We start from the raw sequence: 18,592 nt of genomic DNA on the forward strand, positions 1-18,592 counted from the left end.
GTCGAAGAATGGTCACAAATGATAAACGTCTAAGAAATAATCATTTCCCGCATTTTTTGTGGGAGACTTCTTTATTTTCAAGGGTTTAACCCTATTAACCTATCATTTACTCATAGGAAAAATAGATTAATATCTATTTGTATAATAGATAAAATGAATTTTATAGAATGAAACTATTCATTATAATCAAGGAAGCAAGGACATAACTACAGGAATGACTACAAATTATTGAGGTGGATGGTTTTATGAAAAAAAGGTTATCTGGTATTATTTTATTTATGCTTGTTTTTTTGTTGGCAGCATGTGGGCAAACTGAAGAAAAATCAACCGATAGTAACGAAGAAAAAGAAGATACAAAAACCGAGGAAGTATTTAAAATTGGTGCGATTCCCGATCAAAATGCATCCTTCCTCCAATCAGGTATGGACGCTGTTGCAAAACAGTTAAGTGAGGAAACTGGAATGAAGGTTGAATTTGTCCCTTCTGTTGACTACGCAGCATTAGTTACAGGCTTCCAACGAGGTGAAATTCATTTAGCTTGGTTTGGCGGGTTAACGAGTGTACAGGCAAGAAACCTTGTACCTGACGCAGAATCAATCGTTCAACGTCCACGGGACGCAGAGTTCAAATCAGTATTCATTACTCAAGAAGGCTCAGGGATTAATACATTAGCAGATCTAAAAGGAAAGTCATTTACATTTGGCAGTGAGAGTTCTACATCAGGACATCTAATGCCACGTTTTTTCTTAGCTGAAGAAGGCATTGATGCTAGCACAGACTTTAACGGGAAACCTAACTTTTCAGGATCTCACGATACAACATATAAATTAATTGAATCTGGTTCCTTCCAGGCTGGTGCGTTAAACATTTCTGTTTGGGAAGCAGCTGTAAAAGAAGGTAAAGTAGATACAAACAAAGTGAAAGTATTCTATACTACACCAGATTATTATGATTATAACTGGACGATCAATAGCAATGTTGAAGAGGTATTTGGAGAAGATGCGAAGCAAAAAGTAAAAGACTCCCTTCTTTCTATGCCAGGAGATTCAAAAGAGATTGCTGATTTGTTCCAAACAGATAAATTTATTGAAACAACAAATGATAACTATAAAAAAATCGAAAAAGTAGCGAAAGAATTAGAGATTATTAAGTAGTAGGTGTTGATATATGTCATCAAAAACGATGATTGAAGCAAAAAACATATCTAAACATTTTGAGCGGAAGATAGCCTTATCTTCCCTTTCTTTTTCTATTAAACAAGGTGAATTGGTTGCCTTAATTGGACCTAGCGGCGCTGGAAAAACGACTTTATTGAATTCCATTGCCGGCCTTATTCCTCTTCAAAGCGGCGAGCTCCTAATCGACAGTCTTCCTCTAACCGAATACAAACGAGGCAAAGTGTTCGCGAAAAAAATTGGCGTCATCCGCCAGCAATTCGATTTAATTGGACCTCTTGCGGTTATTCATAATGTTTTGGCAGGCAAATTATCAGAGTGGGGATTAATTAAATCACTTTTTTCACTTCTAATACCGCAAGAAAAAGAAACTGCCCTTTCTGCACTTGAAAGAGTCGGGTTAGCAGATAAACTTTACGAAATAACAGCCACCTTGTCAGGCGGTGAACAGCAGCGTGTGGCAATGGCTAGATTAATGGTCCAGAACCCAGAAATCATTCTTGCAGACGAACCAGTAGCATCACTTGACCCTGCTCGTGCAGACGATGTGCTGTCTATATTGACAAAAATAGTTACAGAGGAAAATCAGACATTACTTGCTAGTCTGCATTCAGTTGAATACGCACGGAAATACTTTACGAGAATCATTTCTCTTAAAAATGGCGAAATCTTTTTTGATTTGCCAACTGAAAAAGTAAGTGATGAACTGATAAATGAGCTTTATCAGCTAAAGGAGCAAGAGTAAAATGATGAAGTTGCTCCCCTCCCTTCAATTGCATAAAAGATTCATCCTTACTTTACTGTTGCTTGCGGTTTTTGTTTGGAGCCTTACCTCTATTTATTGGAACGCTGAGTTATTCCATGCTGGCGGTATCCCTACAATGCTGCAGATAGTTGAAGGCTTAATACAACCCAATCTGGAACCCGGGTTACTATTAGTCGGTTTAGAATCGGCTTGGGTTACGCTTGCCTATGCTGTTGCAGGAATGTCGCTAGCCATTGTGTATGCTTTTATTGTAGGCGTTCTTGCATCTGGTACGTTAACTTCTAGCAAATTTTCGCGTATTATTTCTAAAGTTTTTTTTCGAGGCATACTAGGTTTTACTCGTTCGATACATGAATTAATTTGGGCATGGCTTTTTGTGGCAGCGGTTGGATTATCCCCCTATGCCGCTATCTTTGCACTGGCAATTCCTTACGGTGGTATACTTGGACGAATTTTTGCAGATATGTTAAATGATGTTCCCGAACAGCCTATTATCGCCTTAAAAGCGGCAGGTTCTTCCCGACTTCAAACATTGGTTTACGGTTACCTCCCCTTGGTTTGGGCGGATTTTATAAGTTATACGATGTACCGGTTTGAATGTGCGATTCGGTCTTCCGCCATTATGAGTTTTGTTGGCTTAGGTGGACTTGGATTTCAAATTCAATTGGCTCTCGCGGATTTAAAATATGATGCTGTTTGGACATTTGTCTTCTTCTTAATTGCACTTGTGATATTTGTTGACGGCTGGAGTCATTTGGTCCGTAAGGGATTAATGAATCATAAACGAAAAAAGGGCTTTGGTTCAGGCTGGATGTCTGTTCTCATTGCCGCATTGTTAATAGCGTGTTCCTGGGTTTATATTTGGATAGGTGAAAATGCTAGCTTGTCTGAGTTATTATCGGAAAGAAATATCGACTATGCCAAAAAGTTTTTCGGTGGCCTCCTTGGGATCAACGAAGATAATCCTGCCTTTCTTAATGGAGAAAGTTGGGCACTTGTGTTAAAACTGACATTGGAGACTCTAGAAATGAGTATTATGGCAATTGGATTTTCCACCATTGTCGCTTTCATTACTGTCATTCCCGCCGCAAGAAACATCGCAAGTGGAAGTCTAACACTAAAAAAGACATGGTATAATTGGCCGTTATTTGCTTTCATCCGACTTCTTTATATCTTTTCACGTTCTGTTCCGGAGTTAGTCTGGGCGATGATGATTATCTTTATTTTTAAACCTGGAATCTTACCGGGTGCATTAGCTCTCGCTCTTCACAACTTTGGAATTCTCGGTAAACTATGGGCAGAGGTTATTGAAGATATGGACCCTAGACCTATCAGAAACCTTGCAACTGCAGGTGCTTCAAAAATAGAAATTCTCTTTTACGGAATTCTACCAATTGTTCTACCGAGATTTCTTACCTATATTCTATATAGGTGGGAGGTAATTATGAGAACAACAATCGTTGTGGGGTTTGTAGGTGCAGGTGGCCTGGGGATGGACTTTAAGCTTGCCATGAGTTATTTTAACTATACACAGATTACGTTATTATTATTGTGTTATATGATTCTTGTCATCATTGCAGACTTTGCATCTGAAACCACTAGGAAAACTGTAAAATAAGAGCACATGTCCCTATGACTTGTGCTTTTTTTATGGATTTCATCCTGCTATTAATCTGCTAGCGATTGATAGAAAAGTGCTACATTGATGATATGGTTATATTTGATTCCTCTTGGGCATTTTTCAAAATAATATTAAATAAAAAACCCAAATGCTTGTATTAGATTCATGTTTTCTATTATCCTAAGCATAGCAGACAAAATTTGCATTAAAAATAATACATAAGGATTTTGAACTGTTCAGATCACATAGGAGTTGGAGTTATTTGGAAACAAAAAGAGCTTTACCTATTTTATTTTTAGTTATGTTTTTAGTGATGATTGGTTTTGGAATCATCATTCCTGTGCTACCTTTTTATGCTGAAGAAATGGGAGCCTCCCCTACTCAACTAGGATTATTAATGGCTGTTTATTCAATGATGCAGCTTATTTTTGCACCATTTTGGGGTAAATTATCAGATCGGATTGGGCGTAAACCAATCATGATGATTGGTATTGCTGGGTTATCGTTATCCTTCTTCATGCAGGCAATGGCTACCGAACTTTGGATGTTGTTTGCGGCAAGAATCATTGGCGGATTATTATCTTCTGCTAATATGCCCACCGCAATGGCATATGTTGCTGATATAACCACACCAGAAAATCGTGGAAAAGGAATGGGTATTGTAGGAGCGGCAGTTGGTCTTGGCTTTGTTTTTGGACCAGCCATAGGTGGAATATTTTCAAAATCAAGCATGAGCATGCCTTTTTATTTAGCAGGTACTTCTTCCTTAATTACACTAGTTATTATTTTCTTTTTATTAAAAGAATCTTTGCAAAAAAATAATGCTGATGATAATCAAAGCATTAAGCAATCGCGATGGAAGGCATTTTCAGGTCCTGCATCCGTATTGTTTTTATTACAACTTTTAATTTCTCTTTCATTATCTGGCTTAGAAGCAACCTTTGCCTATTTCGCTGCCAAAAGAGCTGGATTAGGGGCTATTCAACTAGGATATATATTCATGATAATGGGATTTGCTGGTGCGATGGTACAGGGCGGTATGGTTGGAAGGTTAACAAAGAAGTATGGTGAAGGAAAAGTAATCCAAGGTGGAATTATAGTTTCAGCAATTGGTTTTGCTTTAATCCTGTTGGTAGACAGTTTTACAACTGCTGCTATATTTTTATCTATCTTCGGTATAGGAAATGGCGTCATTCGGCCGAGTGTCTCTTCCCTGCTGACAAAAACAACAGATGCCGGCCATGGAAGTGCAACTGGTCTGCTGTCTTCCTTTGACTCACTAGGCCGAATTGTTGGCCCGCCTCTTGGCGGGTGGTTATTCTCTCTTTCCATTGGATTACCTTATATTTCTGGAGCAATCATTTCTGTCATAGCCTTTGTACTGTATCAATTTTATCGGTCCAAAGCTTTAATCTTAAAAACAAATTAGCATATGTCATTAGGACATGCATAAGATAGGTTACGAGGATGTACTTGTTAAAGGAGTCGAGCGAAAATGAAAATAATTTCTCATTTCACGACGTTTTTATTCCTGTGTATCATTGTTGCACTTGTTGCCTATCTCGATTCACCGTATTCATTTATTCATAGTGGCTATTCCTACTCGACGATTAGTGAGCCAGCAGTGGCAAAGCCTGTAGATGTGGAACCACCAACAGATGTTCCGGTATTAGAGAATAGGCTTGATAGCGTTCAAAGAATGGACGGTTATTATGTGGAAATCTATCAGGAATACGAAGTTTATTACGATGAAAAAGGAAACGTTGTTAAAAGAGATCCTACTTCTAAAACAGAAAGTGTTCGGTATTGGGATGAAAACTAAAATGGAACAATAAGAAAGCTGTCGAGTTGCCTTCGACAGCTTTTTTATTTTAGCTCTTTTCTTAGACTTTGTTGCTTTTTGTAACAAAAAATAATGATTGTGCTGTGTTCTTCCGGAAATCAGCATAAATTTATTAAGAAAAGAGCTTGCAAACTAAATTCGAAAGGCGAAAAATAAAGATTTCCACGTTAAAATCGGCTTTAAGATTTTAACAACAATCGTTACGAAAATAGCCTTTATTTAAGAAACGGATGCATCCATAAGGTATTCCCTGAAAAGGAGATAAATAATATGAAAGAAATTCATGATTTATATTGTAAACAGAACTAATGTTCCTATATAATAGTTTTATCAACTATGTGTAAACTCCACCAATTTTGAGCAATAATAATTTGGAGCAAAAAGTAACTTATTTTATTTGTTGAAGGAGACCGGAAGAGAATGATTAAACCGTACTTATTGTTTAACAGAGAATGCGACGAGGCTTTTAAATGGTATCAAAAAGCTTTTGAAGGAGAAATGGTTGCGATTCAAAAATATGGAGATATGCCGCCAAATCCTGATTTCCCTGTTTCTGAAAGCGATAAAAACCTAGTTTTACATGCGGAATTGAAAATAACAGAATCAGGATATATTATGGGTTCTGATTATCAACAAGATTTACAAGCTGCTGGGAAAGTGTGTATTAGTGTGGAGCTTAATTCTGAGGAACATGCAATGAACGCATGGAACGTCCTTAAAGATGGCGGAACCGTGCATAATGATCTTCAACCAACTTTCTTCGCTAAGCTTCATGGTTCTTTAATGGACAAATATGGTATTACTTGGATGTTTACAGTTAGTTAGGTCCACAATAGGCTTCCCGAAAATGGGAAGCCTTTGTTATTTATCTTTGATCTTAAGAAGTCTTGATCTAATAGTAGAAACCCCTGCGAGATTTCAAGAGTGCTAAATTTTCTGTTTTAGTTCCAACCACCAATTTGACTTCTGCCAGAATATTCATTGGTAATTTAAGAAAAACTATTGTTATATGGAGGTGAAATATAATGAAAAAACTACTCTATGGTTTGGTTTGCGTTGCTTTTCTAGGCTTTCTGACAGCTTGTGGAGGCGGTGATGAGGAAACAGAACAAGATACAACAACTACCGAGGAACAAGCTGGCGATGAACAGGAACAAACCGCTGATGCAGGTAATGGAGAGGCTCTATTTCAGCAAAGCTGTTCTTCTTGTCATGGTGGAGATTTAAAAAGTGGAGGAGCTCCTGATTTAGATAAAATAGGCTCACAATACTCCAAAGATGAAATTTTAGGTATTATTGAAAATGGTAAAGGCGGTATGCCTGGAGGACTTCTTAAGGGCGATGATGCAGCTGCAGTTGCTTCATGGCTAGCCGAGAAGAAATAAGGAAGGAAAAACCAGAATGGATATCCAATCTGGTTTTTTTTGAGCAAATGTCTAAAAGAGCAATAATTTGATTGATTATATAGTTTACACTACAATAAAGTAGTTAACTAACATTACATAATGGTAAGGAGCAAAACATGAAATTAAAATTAATGGTCTTGGTTCTCATTTCTATTTTACTTATAACAGCATGTGGACAAAAGACACTTAGCGAGCCAATCACATTACATAACCAGGATCAGAAGGAAGTAACATTTCCATTAGAAAAACCAACGGTATTCTTCTTTATTACATCCTACACCTGAGGACTCTGCCACCAGCAGCTAGTTCAGCTGCATGAAAATATCGATAAATTAGAAGACATGGATGTTGAAATGTATGTCATTAGCAAAGATTTACCCGATGAACAGCTTCAATTATACAAAGAATTAGAAGGTATTTATGGTCAGAGTCTTTCCTTCGTTTCTGATCCCGATTTGGAATTGATTGATTTCATGGGCATGAAAAATGGTGATGTAGCCTATAGAGGATATGGGATGATTGACCAAGACGGTAAAGTCGTTTTTAAAACGGTTAACGACCACTGGGGAGAGCAAATTGATAAAACAGTTGAAGAAATAAAAAATGAATATAATAAACTAAAATAAACAACACCGAAGCCACAATCAACTAGATTGTGGCTTCGGTGTTGTTTCAAGTATCAAACATTAGTCTCTTCTTTTTCTTAAAGCTTCCCTGTCAACATTTTGCGGTGGTTGCTCAAACCATCTGTTATCAATCATTAATTTAACCCCATCATCGGCATAATCCAGTACTTCTGATACCAGTCTTATATAATTTCCACCTATATCCTTTCTCAAGCTCGCACCGATAGCTGCCCCATATCCTGCAATACTTAAAACAGATAAACTATTCGTATGAAACATCATTAACTTATCGGAAAAAGGTGAGTCAATGGATTGAGTAATGGTTGAATCCCAAGTACTAGGTAACGGAACGCCATCCTTAATTAGTATTTCTCTAAACACAGTTTCATGCTTTGCTGCTATTTCCGTTCCCCTCTCCATGAATTTCCTAACTTCAGGTGATTGAGCTGTTTGGGAAAACCCTGCTACAAACGTTCTACCAATTGAGTTAGTTTCCGTATTCTTAGATATATGTGCTAACTCAAGAACCGTTAAAGGACGATGTCTCCCAATTAATCCTGATAGAAAAGAATCATCCTGAAGGTATTCCGCTTTTTCCATCGGAGGTATGGTAGGAGAGCGAACAAACGCACCCTTTTTAAGTAATAAGTCACAGGAATCATTATAAAGCTGCATAAACCCTTGAGAAGTTTTTGAAAATATATCTCGTACGTCTCTCCGAGCCAAAACTTCGAGTAATGCTGCAGCGGCTGCGGTTCCGGCAGCAGCCATATATTTTATATAACGCATAGCAAAAAGATCTGAATAAAGTCTTCCTGCTTTTAAGTTTACATCCTCATGTGTGAAGCCTATAGGTAAACCGTGATTTTCCTTTTCAAAAATTTGTTTGACTTCATTCACAACAAGATTACAATTGGATAACGCACTTTGGATGATGTCCGTATGATCTGGATCTTCATTCACTTGTGAAAAATGCTGAACGATGCAAAATGCCATTGAATTTTGCATATAGGCACTCCATAATGCAGCAACCTCAGAAGAAACTAACTGTGGGTTATGTTCCATTTATATAAGACTCCTTAATTTTTACTAATAGTATGTACCAATTGCTCCTAAATATTGTAATTATTAAACCAACTATTTAACAAGTGGAACCATTTATCGAATGGTACGTCTAAATAGTTATAGGGGTGATGGAATGAAAAAATGGGGTCTTTTTATTATATTATTTATTGTGTTAACAGGTTGTCGTTCAACATCATTTGACGGTCATTCGGTCATAGACTGGGTTGATTTTATTAAGTGGGATGGCATTGAATACGACGGCATTTATTCTGGTGTTTTAGCGGATGAAAAATATATTGGGGAAAAGTTAGGAACTGTTAAATATAAAGTCGCAGACAACGTTACAAATCCCAATTACAAAATTAGAAATGGGGATGCTGCCTTTCATGAAAAAGGAACAGAGATTTTTACCATTAAAGGGCAGCCAAATTTAATAGCAGTAAAGGATTCTAGTCAAATTAACGGATATAAAGTGTATCATTCACGAAACGTTAAAGCACAACAATGGCATTTTAGAAATGTACCAATTGACAAAGTGATTGAAGTAGAGATTTTTCAACTCTATACTGCTGAGGGGAATAAACGACTTAGTAAATATACAAATCGTGAAGAGTTGAATCACATTCTTCAACTATTAAAGTATGGTGAAGAGTCACCAAATTTTCAGCCCAATACGGAAAAAGGTGACCCAGACTATTATCAAATTATTTTGTATACAGATGAACCAATCGCTTACAAGTATGACGTGCTAAATGATGGTTCCACCTATTATTGGTACCCATGGGATACGGAGATTTTATCAAATGAAATTCAATCATATCTAAAGGCAAAATAAAAGCTAATCGGATGATTAGCTTGTTACTTTTATTGGTTCGTTCGTTCCATTATCAATAGATTTGCTCCAAATCATTTAGGTCTTTCTATTGAAAATAACTCACCAATTTTCGCATAATTTGTACCTGCTAATCGGCTTACAGCTCCTAATCCTATTTGATCAATTCTACCTTTTTCGTAAATACTTTCCTCAATATGAAATTGAACTACTTTCCCGATGATTAAATCACATCCCGGAGAATCCTGCCCGCCTAGTTCTACTGAATGTTCTAATACACACTCCATTCGAATTTTTGCTTCCTCTACACCTGGAACAGAGATTTTTATGCTCGGGACGGGAGTTAACTGAGCTAGCTCTATCTCACTTTCATTTGGCGGCAAACTTGCTGCAGTTTGATTGATTTTAGCAACATTATTTTCATCAACGATGTGGACAACGAATTCTTTTAAATGGATTATGTTTCTTGCTGTATCTTTTTGTCTTCCGGCTGAACGCTGTATCGATAAAGAAATCATTGGTGGATTCGATGAGACAATATTAAAATAACTAAATGGAGCGCCATTTATTATCCCCTTGTCAGACATAGTTGTAACAAATGCAATAGGTCTAGGAATAATACTACCTACCAAAAATTTATAATTTTCCCTTTCAGTATTGTTGGAAGGATCAATTGAAAGCAAAAGAAATCACTCCTTTTCGTCTACCTGCTTACCTTATATGTTAGCAAACCTTGTTTTATCTGTCCTCTATGGTGCTCATATAAAAATGCGAAATCTCATGGATTTCGCATTTTTATTATTTAAGAACCAATGGTTGAATGGTTTGGTTGTCACCAATTAACGTTATTTCACTAAATGGTGTTTCCTCCCCTACTTTTGCATTCTCTGCAATGAAACTGCCACTTCCAACGACTGCACGATTAATCTCTGCATTTTCACCGATAATGGTGTTAGGTAAAATAACGGAATCCTTAATCACAGCACCTTTGCCTACGGTCACTCCATAAAACAACACAGAATTTTCAACTTTACCATAAACTTTGCAGCCTTCACTAATAATCGATTGGTGTAACGAAGCTTTTCCATCTAGATACATGGGAGGATGAGAAATTCCGTTTGTATAAATGATCCATTCTTCATGTTTTAAAATCGGGTTCGTATTTACGGATAGTAAATCCATATGTGCTTCCCAAAAGCTTTGAACAGTGCCAACATCCTTCCAATACCCATTAAAATGATAGGCATGTAAGTGGCAGCGATCACGAAGCATCGATGGAATAACATCCTTGCCAAAATCTTTGGAGGAAAATGGATTGTTTTCTTCTTTTTCTAGATATTTTTTTAAGATAGGCCAATTAAATAAGTAGATTCCCATAGAAGCAAGATTCGATTTAGGCTGAATAGGCTTTTCCTCAAACTCTATTATCCGCTTTGAAACAGGATTAATATTCATGATTCCGAATCTGCCTGCCTCACTCCAGGGGACATTAATGACTGAAATGGTGGCATCCGCTCCAGTTTGCTTATGCTCATTAACCATATGACTGTAATCCATCTTATAAATATGGTCTCCTGAGAGGATGAGCACATATTCTGGATTTTGACTTTCAATATAGCGAAGGTTTTCGAATACAGCATGTGCGGTTCCTTCATAGCTATTCTCTGCTTGGTCACTTTGATTTGGCTGAAGGATGGCAATACCACCTATCTTTCGATTTAGGCCCCACTTTTCCCCATCCTCGATATAGTTTTGAAGACTCTCTTGTTTATATTGAGTAAGGATTCCAACAGTATCAATGCTAGAATTTTTGCAATTACTAAGGGCAAAATCTATGATCCGATATTTCCCTCCAAATGGAACTGCTGGCTTTGCTAAATTACGAGTTAAATCTTTTAGTCGTGAACCTTTTCCTCCTGCTAGTAACATGGCAATACATTGTTTTTTGGCCATTAGAACCTCCTCTTTCATAATCAAATTCGCTTATGTAAATACTTATTTGCCCTCATTGTAGCACCCCTATTTAATAGAAAATATGAATAAATTGCGACGGGTAAAATGCATATTCGACGTAATTCCATTTTACTTCTACATAAAATCAACGAATCTTAACGTTTAGCTAATATAAATAAACTGTTTATGTCGAATTATAGCGATGTAATAATTGAAAAATATGAATATTTTGTGAAGAATTTGCCAAACAAAAAAACACGCTGAATATATTTTATCAGCGTGTTACAAACCATTATTAATGACCAACTGCTTTTTCAAGACCGCCTGGTTTATTATGAACAGCGAGCTTTTCTATTAATTTATTACTTTCTTTATTTAGGCCTTTTAACTGAACTTTAATTCCATTCTGATGATATTTAATGACCACTTTATCAACGGCTCCTACAGCCGAGTCATCCCATAAATGAGTTTGTGTTAAATCAAGCGTAACTTTCTCAACATCCTCATTGTAGTTAAAACTTTCAACAAATTCTGTTACAGAAGCAAAGAATAATTGTCCTGAAACGCGATAAATCTTATGGGACCCTTCTGAAGCCAGAGTGGTTACTTTTACTTTTGAAATCTTTGAAGCGAAGAAAATCGCACTCAATAAAATTCCTACTAGAACACCCTTTGATAAGTCATGTGTAAGTAGAACTGTACCAACAGTTGCAATCATTACAATTGTATCTGAAATAGGAGTTTTGTGAATATTTTTTACTGATGACCAATCAAAAGTTCCAATGGAAACCATGAACATAACTCCAACCAAAGCTGCCATAGGAATTTGAACCAAGAAATCATTTAATAGGATAATAAGCACCATTAAAAATACACCGGCTACCAATGCTGATAGTCTGCCTCGACCACCAGATTTCACGTTAATAACAGATTGTCCAATCATGGCACAGCCTGCCATTCCACCGAAAAATCCGGAAACGATATTAGCAATTCCTTGTCCTCGTGCTTCCTTGTTCTTGTCACTTGTTGTATCCGTCATATCATCTACAATGGAAGCTGTTAATAAGGATTCAACCAAACCAACAATAGCGATCGATAATGAATAAGGAAAAATGATTTGTAATGTTTCAAAATTTAATGGAATATCAGGGATTAAGAAAAATGGAAGAGATTGTGTCAATTCACCCATATCCCCAATTGTTCGAACACCGCTTCCAGTCATAACGGCAAACACAGTAATCACGATAATTGCAACTAATGGAGATGGAACAACCTTAGTGAATCGTGGAAAAATATAAATAATGGCACATGAACCTGCTACCATTGCATACATCACCCATGATTCTCCAACAAAATGAGTTAATTGAGCAGAAAAAATGAGGATAGCTAATGCGTTTACGAATCCAATCATCACCGAACGTGGGACAAATTTCATTAATTTTCCTAATTTAAGAACGCCCATTATTATTTGAATCACACCTGTTAAGATGGTTGCGGCGAGTAAGTATTGTAACCCATAGTCTGCAACTAACGTCACCATTACTAAAGCTGTTGCACCTGTTGCAGCTGAAATCATTCCTGGTCTCCCACCTACAAAGGCAATAACGACAGCAATACAAAAAGATGCATATAACCCAATCATGGGGTCAACTCCAGCGATAAGGGAGAAAGCAATCGCTTCTGGAATAAGTGCCATTGCCACGACGATTCCGGATAATACATCGCCTTTGATGTTACCAAACCATTGATCTTTCATTGTGTAACTTTTCATGAAGCACCTCTTTTCAATTCTTTAATTATTAATGACTTTCAACTCTCATGAAAGTCGGGCCGTTTTGAACAAGAAACAGTATATATGATTGTGACAAATTTGTGAAACAGAATGTAAGCGTAAATAATAATCTTTCTTTTTGTTTTACTCCTTTTTACGCTTGTTTTCTTGATAATGCTGTAAAAAATAAAAAAACAGAAGGGCTATGCCTCCTGTTTTCCGCTACTCAAGCTCTCGTTCTAAAACTTCGTTTAAATCAGTCCAGTCTAAGATACGGGGATATTGTAAATGTCGATTATAAGATTGATCCCTTACAAATACTTTTACAGAATCTTGAGAAAGTGTATCTAATACCTCAGCTTTATCATCAAAATAATAGTCCAGCTTTAATTCTTTAATAATGTGAACCTTTTCGTGATCCTGCATTCCATAGTAAAAACGGTCATCTCGAACAGGGAAGCCTTGTTCCTTCATCCATTTTTTCGTCCGTTCCCCATGTTCTTTTGGCCTTGCAGTTATGTAATAAATCTCATGCCCTTTTTCTTCAAGTTCCCGTAAGGTTTCAACTGCATTTGGAAAAGGAGGACAGTCTGTATAATAAATCTCTTCTAAGGAAGATCTCCACATTGCACTTCCCTCTTCATCTGATAACTCAAAGGGCTCATGAATCTCGACCCTTTTTAACTCGTGGAATACTTCAGATGGTACGTTTTTGTTTAACTTTTTGTTGTATATAGTAAAAGCATGCTCTCTTAAATTTATTAATGTGTCATCAATATCGAAACCAAATTTCATTTCATGGCCCCTCGTGTGTGTAGATTGGATAGCCTGTAAATTTATAATCACGACCGATTTGCTCTAAAGAAAGATTGGATAAATTCACAGCATCTTTCATTTTATCAAACCCAGATCCTGCTAGGAAAGATGGTGCTGTATGACCGCCAATGATTTTAGGTGCTACATACAAGACTAGTTTATCAATTAATTTATTTTCTAAAAAAGACCAGTTCACCGTTCCTCCTCCTTCAATTAAAACGGAGGAAACAAGCTTTTCGCCCAATATTTGTAGAACTTCTGTTGGATTTACATGCTTTGAACCGGTAGTTGGAAATACAGAAACTCCTGCTTCATCTAGAACTTTTCTCTTCTCTTTGTCAAAATTCGCACTTGTAAAGATCCAGGTTTCGGCCAACTTATCATGAATGACCTTAGATTCTAACGGAATCCGTAAAGTAGAATCTAAAATGATGCGAATGGGATTCCGGCCATTCGGTATTCGTGTAGTAAGTTCGGGATCATCTTGAATAACCGTATTAACACCAACAAGAATGCCCATATTTTCATTTCTAAGATGATGAACATCTCGTCTTGCTTCTTCTGAGGTAATCCATTTACTATCAAAAGAATGTGTCGCAATTTTTCCATCTAAAGTAATCCCGGCTTTCAGGGTGATAAAAGGTGTTTTCTCAACAATGAATTTATTAAAAACTTCATTCATCTTTTGTGACTCTGCCTGACGGACACCAATAATTACTTCAATACCAGCATCCTCTAAAATTTTCACGCCATTCCCTGAAACAACTGGATTGGGATCGAGGGTTGCAATTACAACTTTTTTAATCCCTGCCTCTACAATCGCAACTGCACAAGGTCCTGTTCTTCCATGGTGAGAACAAGGCTCAAGGGTCACATAAATCGTCCCGCCTTTTGCTTTTTCTCCAGCCATCCGAATCGCGTGAATCTCAGCATGGGGCTCGCCTGCTTTTAAGTGAGTACCAATTCCCACGATACGATTATCATTGACAATGACCGATCCGACCAATGGATTTGGGTCGGTCTGTCCTTTCATTGCCTGTGCATTATTTAATGCTAAATCCATGTAAAGTTCATGATTAGTCATTTGGGCAAGTCCCCTCATCAACTTCTTCTTCTAGATGACCAGACTTTTTAATCTTTGTCTGTAAATACTTCTCATTATACTCAGACACATCTCCCCATAATGGCTGTCTGCCTGAAACCTCTAAACCTGCTTCTTTTAAGGCATTTAATTTTTTTGGATTGTTCGTCATCAGGGTTACAGGTTTTTGACGAATAGCTTTCAAAACTTGAATGGCGTCACTGTAGTTTCTAGAGTCATCTACAAACCCAAGTCCTTCATTTGCCTCGACGGTGTCGTAGCCATTTTCTTGCAGAACATAAGCCATTGCCTTACTAAACAAACCAATTCCTCTTCCCTCATGGTTTGCTAGGTAGAATAAGGCACCTGTTCCATGCTCCTGGATCATTTTCATTGATTGTTTAAGTTGATACCCGCAATCACATCTTTTACTTCCAAAAATATCACCTGTATGACAAATAGAATGCATGCGAATAATGGCTTCCGCCGAGTACTCGAAGTCCCCATAAACTAGGACACTTGATTGCTGAAACTCAGCTAAATTGGAAGATGATAATTTATCAATAATCCTTTCAAAGTCCTCTGTAACCTCGTCACAATTCAACCAGCAGTACCACTTGAACTCCACTGTTTCTCCATATAAATTAACGGGAAGTTTTATAGGTCCGACTAAATAAATTGCACCTTTTTCCGTACGAATTAATTGGATTTTATCTTCTAATACTGACAGTACCTTGGTATCCAGACCTTGTTTCATTTATATATCCCCTTTTTTATTTAGTTTGCCGTATTCATTTTTATTTCATGCTAACGGTTTTGCTGGCAGTGATTTCATCTTTCATTACCTTAAGAAGGAGCAATCTACTGTGACTGCTCCCTAATAACTCTTATTTTATTATCAACCCTAATAATCGTGCAAATCCTATGGCTTGATCAGATGTAACTTCACAACCAGCAAGATCATTTATTGAAACGCTTAATTGGTCAAAAGTGCAACTGCTTAGATCAATCCCCTTTAGCGGAGTTCTTTCAAAATTGGCTTCATTTAAATCACATTCTTTAAATGCCACCTTGTTAAAATTGGCTTCATAATAGTCTGCATTGCGCAGGGAACATGAATCAAAAAGTACTTGCTTTAGTTTGGAATATCCAAATGACAGTAAATTTGCATTGCAGTTTTGGAATAAGACATTTCCAAGTGAAGCGTCTGAAAGATTAAGTCCTAGTATTTTTGACTCTTTAAATTCGACTCGATGAATACTTCCACCTCGAAAGTCTGAATTGGATAAATCACAATGATCGAATATAACATCTGTTAATTCTATTTTTCGAAAAGAAACATCGATAAAGGTCACATTTTTAAAAATAACTTGTTCGAAGCGTATTCTATGTATTTCTTCATTCGAAATGGTACAATCACTAATCCGACACATTTCATAAAAGGGATCTTCCGTTTCTTGAAATGTTACAGGGGGTAGGTCAGTTGGTATTTTCGGTTTTTGGAGTTTTACCTTCATTTGTACACCATCCTTTATAAGAAAAGACCTTTGTTTCATACAAAGGTCTACTTCAAGTCCTATTCACCTAAATCCACATTGTGGTAAATTCGCTGAACATCTTCAAGGTCTTCTAATACATCAATCATTTTTTCGAATTTTGCTTGAGCATCCTCTGGAAGTGTTACTTCATTCTGTGCAAGCATCGTTAGTTCGGCCACTGTAAATTCTGTAATTCCCACATTCTTAAATGCTTCTTGTACAGCGTGGAACTGTTCAGGCTCAGCATAAACGATAACGGATTCATCTTCTTCAATAATGTCACGTACGTCAACGTCAGCTTCCATTAAAATCTCAAGCACTTCATCAGCAGTTTTACCTTCAAGACCAATAACTGCTGTTGCATCGAACATATAGGCCACAGATCCGCTGACTCCCATGTTACCACCGTTTTTACCAAATGCAGCACGCACATCAGAAGCTGTACGGTTCACGTTATTTGTTAAGGCATCAACGATGACCATAGATCCGTTTGGTCCAAAGCCTTCATAACGAAGTTCAGAGTAACTTTCTTCTGATCCGCCTTTAGCTTTGTCGATCGCACGGTCAATAATGTGTCTTGGTACATTGTAAGTTTTAGCGCGTTCTAAAACGAATTTTAATGCCTGATTCGATTCAGGGTTCGGTTCACCCCTTCTCGCAGCTACATAAATTTCAACTCCAAATTTTGCATAAATACGACTAGTATTTGCATCCTTTGAGGCTTTCTTTTCTTTAATATTGTTCCATTTACGGCCCATACTGTCCACTCACTTTCAACTTTGGCTCTATAGAAAAATAGTAATAGAAATAGACTTATTCTTCAACCATTTTCTAAAATGATAGGTTCTACCAAGTAATATTATACCGAAATTGCTAAATTTGTCATCATTCCTTATGTATTTAAATAGCAAAAGTCAGGAGATTTGTCCTGACTTTTTCAAGATAGCTTTAATTTAGCAATAAATTTGATTTCATTTTGAAATTTTTCTAGAATTTCTTCAAATGATGAATTGATTAATAGCGGGAAAAGATTTTCAAGTGCTTCGGAATAATTTTGTCCTAATGCTTCTCGTAATAGAACATACTCATGAAAAAGCAATGCTTTCTCAAAATCAATACCTAGTTCATATAATCCACGGAACAAAGTCTCTTTTGGGATTTGTCTAATCTTTTTATATATTTTTTCATTTTTTTCGATAAACTTTTCTTCTAAATACCTGGTTACATAATCTCTGTAGACCATTTGCCCAATATCATTTGTTTCTTTTTTTGTATAATTAAAGCCAATCACACGGCCTTCCTTATTTTCACGGATAATAAAGGTTTGATTCCCTTTTAAATGTTGGATGAAATTCTTCACACTTTTGTCAAAAGTTTTGTTGAATTTGATGATTTGATGCAATTTGATTGCAAAATCAGTATTTTCTTCACCGACAACAAATAATCTGTCCACGATAGGCAAAAGCTTTAATACTCCCTCAGAAAGTTGACTCGAGGCATCATAGATAATAATATCGAATTCTTTCTTCATCTTTTTTACAATCCGTTTTTGTTCTGTTAGTGTTAATTTTGAAAAATCATGGATGACCTCTTCAGAAAGACCTTCTTTTTCTAACGTCCCATATGAAATAAATGCAGCTGATAGATCCGTATTCATTTTTAGCCAATGATAAATAGATAAAGATAATTCTGTCACACCAGATTTCGCCTTTGGCGAATAAAAGCCGACCAAGTACATGTTATTCACCTGCCTTTTATTACTATAGTATTGAAACAATGGTTCAAAGGTTAAAGACAAACCCTTGGATTGTCCCTTTTTTTAAAAAAAGGCTCTCTTTAAATAAAAAAGAATGACATCACATGTAATGTCATCCTAATGTTTCCTATTTAATTATTATCCTGATACTCTGGGACTGCTTTCAAATCCGCCTCTTTTATGAGATCCATCACAAAAGGGTTTCTTATTGGAAAGTCCGCATCTGCAAAGATAAACTTTCGCTTTTTTCGGATATTCATTGCCTTCTGAATCAAATAATTGAAAATCTCCACTTACCTCCAACGGGCCATTATCAGAAATTTTAATTTTATTATCCATACAT

General features: G+C 36.7%; 20 protein-coding genes and 1 pseudogene. 10 read left to right on the plus strand and 11 right to left on the minus strand.

The features are described from left to right. Window positions 1-245 precede the first annotated feature (245 nt). The 9 genes and pseudogenes from QUG14_RS02505 to QUG14_RS02545 form a co-directional block, all read left to right on the plus strand. Complete coding sequence (locus QUG14_RS02505) at window positions 246-1,154, plus strand: putative selenate ABC transporter substrate-binding protein (protein WP_289338971.1); 909 nt, start codon at window positions 246-248, stop codon at window positions 1,152-1,154. A gap of 13 nt (window positions 1,155-1,167) precedes the next feature. Beyond that, the gene (locus QUG14_RS02510) at window positions 1,168-1,920 is read left to right on the plus strand and encodes a phosphonate ABC transporter ATP-binding protein (RefSeq protein ID WP_289338972.1); all 753 of its coding nucleotides are present in this window, start codon (window positions 1,168-1,170) and stop codon (window positions 1,918-1,920) included. Between the two features lies 1 nt (window position 1,921). After that, window positions 1,922-3,559: a PhnE/PtxC family ABC transporter permease gene (locus QUG14_RS02515; RefSeq protein ID WP_289338973.1), complete on the plus strand. Its 1,638-nt coding sequence runs from the start codon at window positions 1,922-1,924 to the stop codon at window positions 3,557-3,559. Between the two features lie 265 nt (window positions 3,560-3,824). After that, window positions 3,825-4,991, plus strand: a complete 1,167-nt coding sequence (locus tag QUG14_RS02520) for an MFS transporter (protein WP_353961057.1) — start codon at window positions 3,825-3,827, stop codon at window positions 4,989-4,991. 66 nt (window positions 4,992-5,057) lie between these two features. Then, window positions 5,058-5,384, plus strand: coding sequence for a hypothetical protein (locus QUG14_RS02525; protein ID WP_289338975.1), 327 nt, complete (start codon window positions 5,058-5,060; stop codon window positions 5,382-5,384). A gap of 441 nt (window positions 5,385-5,825) precedes the next feature. Continuing rightward, entirely contained in the window at window positions 5,826-6,230 is a 405-nt protein-coding gene (locus QUG14_RS02530) for a VOC family protein (RefSeq protein WP_289338977.1), read from the plus strand. A 200-nt stretch (window positions 6,231-6,430) separates the two neighbouring features. Beyond that, on the plus strand, window positions 6,431-6,790 hold the full coding sequence (gene cccB, locus QUG14_RS02535) for a cytochrome c551 (RefSeq protein WP_289338979.1): 360 nt from the start codon (window positions 6,431-6,433) through the stop codon (window positions 6,788-6,790). 137 nt (window positions 6,791-6,927) lie between these two features. Further along, window positions 6,928-7,095 carry a lipoprotein gene (locus QUG14_RS02540; RefSeq protein WP_289338981.1) on the plus strand — a complete coding sequence of 56 codons (168 nt, stop codon included), beginning with the start codon at window positions 6,928-6,930 and terminating at the stop codon, window positions 7,093-7,095. 15 nt (window positions 7,096-7,110) lie between these two features. Then, window positions 7,111-7,437 (plus strand): annotated as a pseudogene (locus tag QUG14_RS02545) (redoxin domain-containing protein); the annotation flags it as partial. A 60-nt stretch (window positions 7,438-7,497) separates the two neighbouring features. Here the strand turns inward: QUG14_RS02545 and QUG14_RS02550 are convergent. After that, window positions 7,498-8,502, minus strand: a complete 1,005-nt coding sequence (locus QUG14_RS02550) for a DUF3231 family protein (RefSeq protein ID WP_289338982.1) — start codon at window positions 8,500-8,502, stop codon at window positions 7,498-7,500. Between the two features lie 133 nt (window positions 8,503-8,635). Here QUG14_RS02550 and QUG14_RS02555 point away from each other — a divergent pair, with 133 nt between their 5' ends. After that, on the plus strand, window positions 8,636-9,337 hold the full coding sequence (locus tag QUG14_RS02555) for a hypothetical protein (RefSeq protein WP_289338983.1): 702 nt from the start codon (window positions 8,636-8,638) through the stop codon (window positions 9,335-9,337). A 71-nt stretch (window positions 9,338-9,408) separates the two neighbouring features. Here QUG14_RS02555 and QUG14_RS02560 read toward each other — a convergent pair whose 3' ends face one another. From QUG14_RS02560 to QUG14_RS02605, 10 genes are all read right to left on the minus strand, one after another. Then, window positions 9,409-10,017, minus strand: a complete 609-nt coding sequence (locus tag QUG14_RS02560) for a flavin reductase family protein (RefSeq protein WP_289338984.1) — start codon at window positions 10,015-10,017, stop codon at window positions 9,409-9,411. Window positions 10,018-10,132: 115 nt separating this feature from the next. Then, complete coding sequence (locus tag QUG14_RS02565) at window positions 10,133-11,287, minus strand: glucose-1-phosphate adenylyltransferase (protein WP_289338985.1); 1,155 nt, start codon at window positions 11,285-11,287, stop codon at window positions 10,133-10,135. 295 nt (window positions 11,288-11,582) lie between these two features. Then, window positions 11,583-13,058 carry a SulP family inorganic anion transporter gene (locus QUG14_RS02570; protein WP_289338987.1) on the minus strand — a complete coding sequence of 492 codons (1,476 nt, stop codon included), beginning with the start codon at window positions 13,056-13,058 and terminating at the stop codon, window positions 11,583-11,585. A gap of 222 nt (window positions 13,059-13,280) precedes the next feature. Then, window positions 13,281-13,853: a 5' nucleotidase, NT5C type gene (locus tag QUG14_RS02575; protein ID WP_289338989.1), complete on the minus strand. Its 573-nt coding sequence runs from the start codon at window positions 13,851-13,853 to the stop codon at window positions 13,281-13,283. Between the two features lies 1 nt (window position 13,854). After that, window positions 13,855-14,958: a bifunctional diaminohydroxyphosphoribosylaminopyrimidine deaminase/5-amino-6-(5-phosphoribosylamino)uracil reductase RibD gene (gene ribD / locus QUG14_RS02580; protein WP_289338991.1), complete on the minus strand. Its 1,104-nt coding sequence runs from the start codon at window positions 14,956-14,958 to the stop codon at window positions 13,855-13,857. Next, window positions 14,951-15,712, minus strand: a complete 762-nt coding sequence (locus QUG14_RS02585) for a GTP cyclohydrolase II (RefSeq protein WP_289338992.1) — start codon at window positions 15,710-15,712, stop codon at window positions 14,951-14,953. The genes ribD and QUG14_RS02585 overlap by 8 nt, the downstream gene beginning before the upstream one ends. Before the next feature lie 130 nt (window positions 15,713-15,842). Beyond that, window positions 15,843-16,472, minus strand: coding sequence for a pentapeptide repeat-containing protein (locus QUG14_RS02590; RefSeq protein ID WP_289338993.1), 630 nt, complete (start codon window positions 16,470-16,472; stop codon window positions 15,843-15,845). A 59-nt stretch (window positions 16,473-16,531) separates the two neighbouring features. After that, window positions 16,532-17,251 carry a YebC/PmpR family DNA-binding transcriptional regulator gene (locus QUG14_RS02595; RefSeq protein WP_289338994.1) on the minus strand — a complete coding sequence of 240 codons (720 nt, stop codon included), beginning with the start codon at window positions 17,249-17,251 and terminating at the stop codon, window positions 16,532-16,534. A gap of 179 nt (window positions 17,252-17,430) precedes the next feature. Continuing rightward, complete coding sequence (locus tag QUG14_RS02600; protein ID WP_289338995.1) at window positions 17,431-18,231, minus strand: hypothetical protein; 801 nt, start codon at window positions 18,229-18,231, stop codon at window positions 17,431-17,433. A gap of 156 nt (window positions 18,232-18,387) precedes the next feature. After that, window positions 18,388-18,588, minus strand: a complete 201-nt coding sequence (locus QUG14_RS02605; protein ID WP_289338996.1) for a CDGSH iron-sulfur domain-containing protein — start codon at window positions 18,586-18,588, stop codon at window positions 18,388-18,390. Between the last annotated feature and the right edge of the window lie 4 nt (window positions 18,589-18,592).

Origin of the sequence: Neobacillus sp. CF12 (genome assembly GCF_030348765.1) — a bacterium.
Taxonomy (GTDB): domain Bacteria; phylum Bacillota; class Bacilli; order Bacillales; family Cytobacillaceae; genus Neobacillus.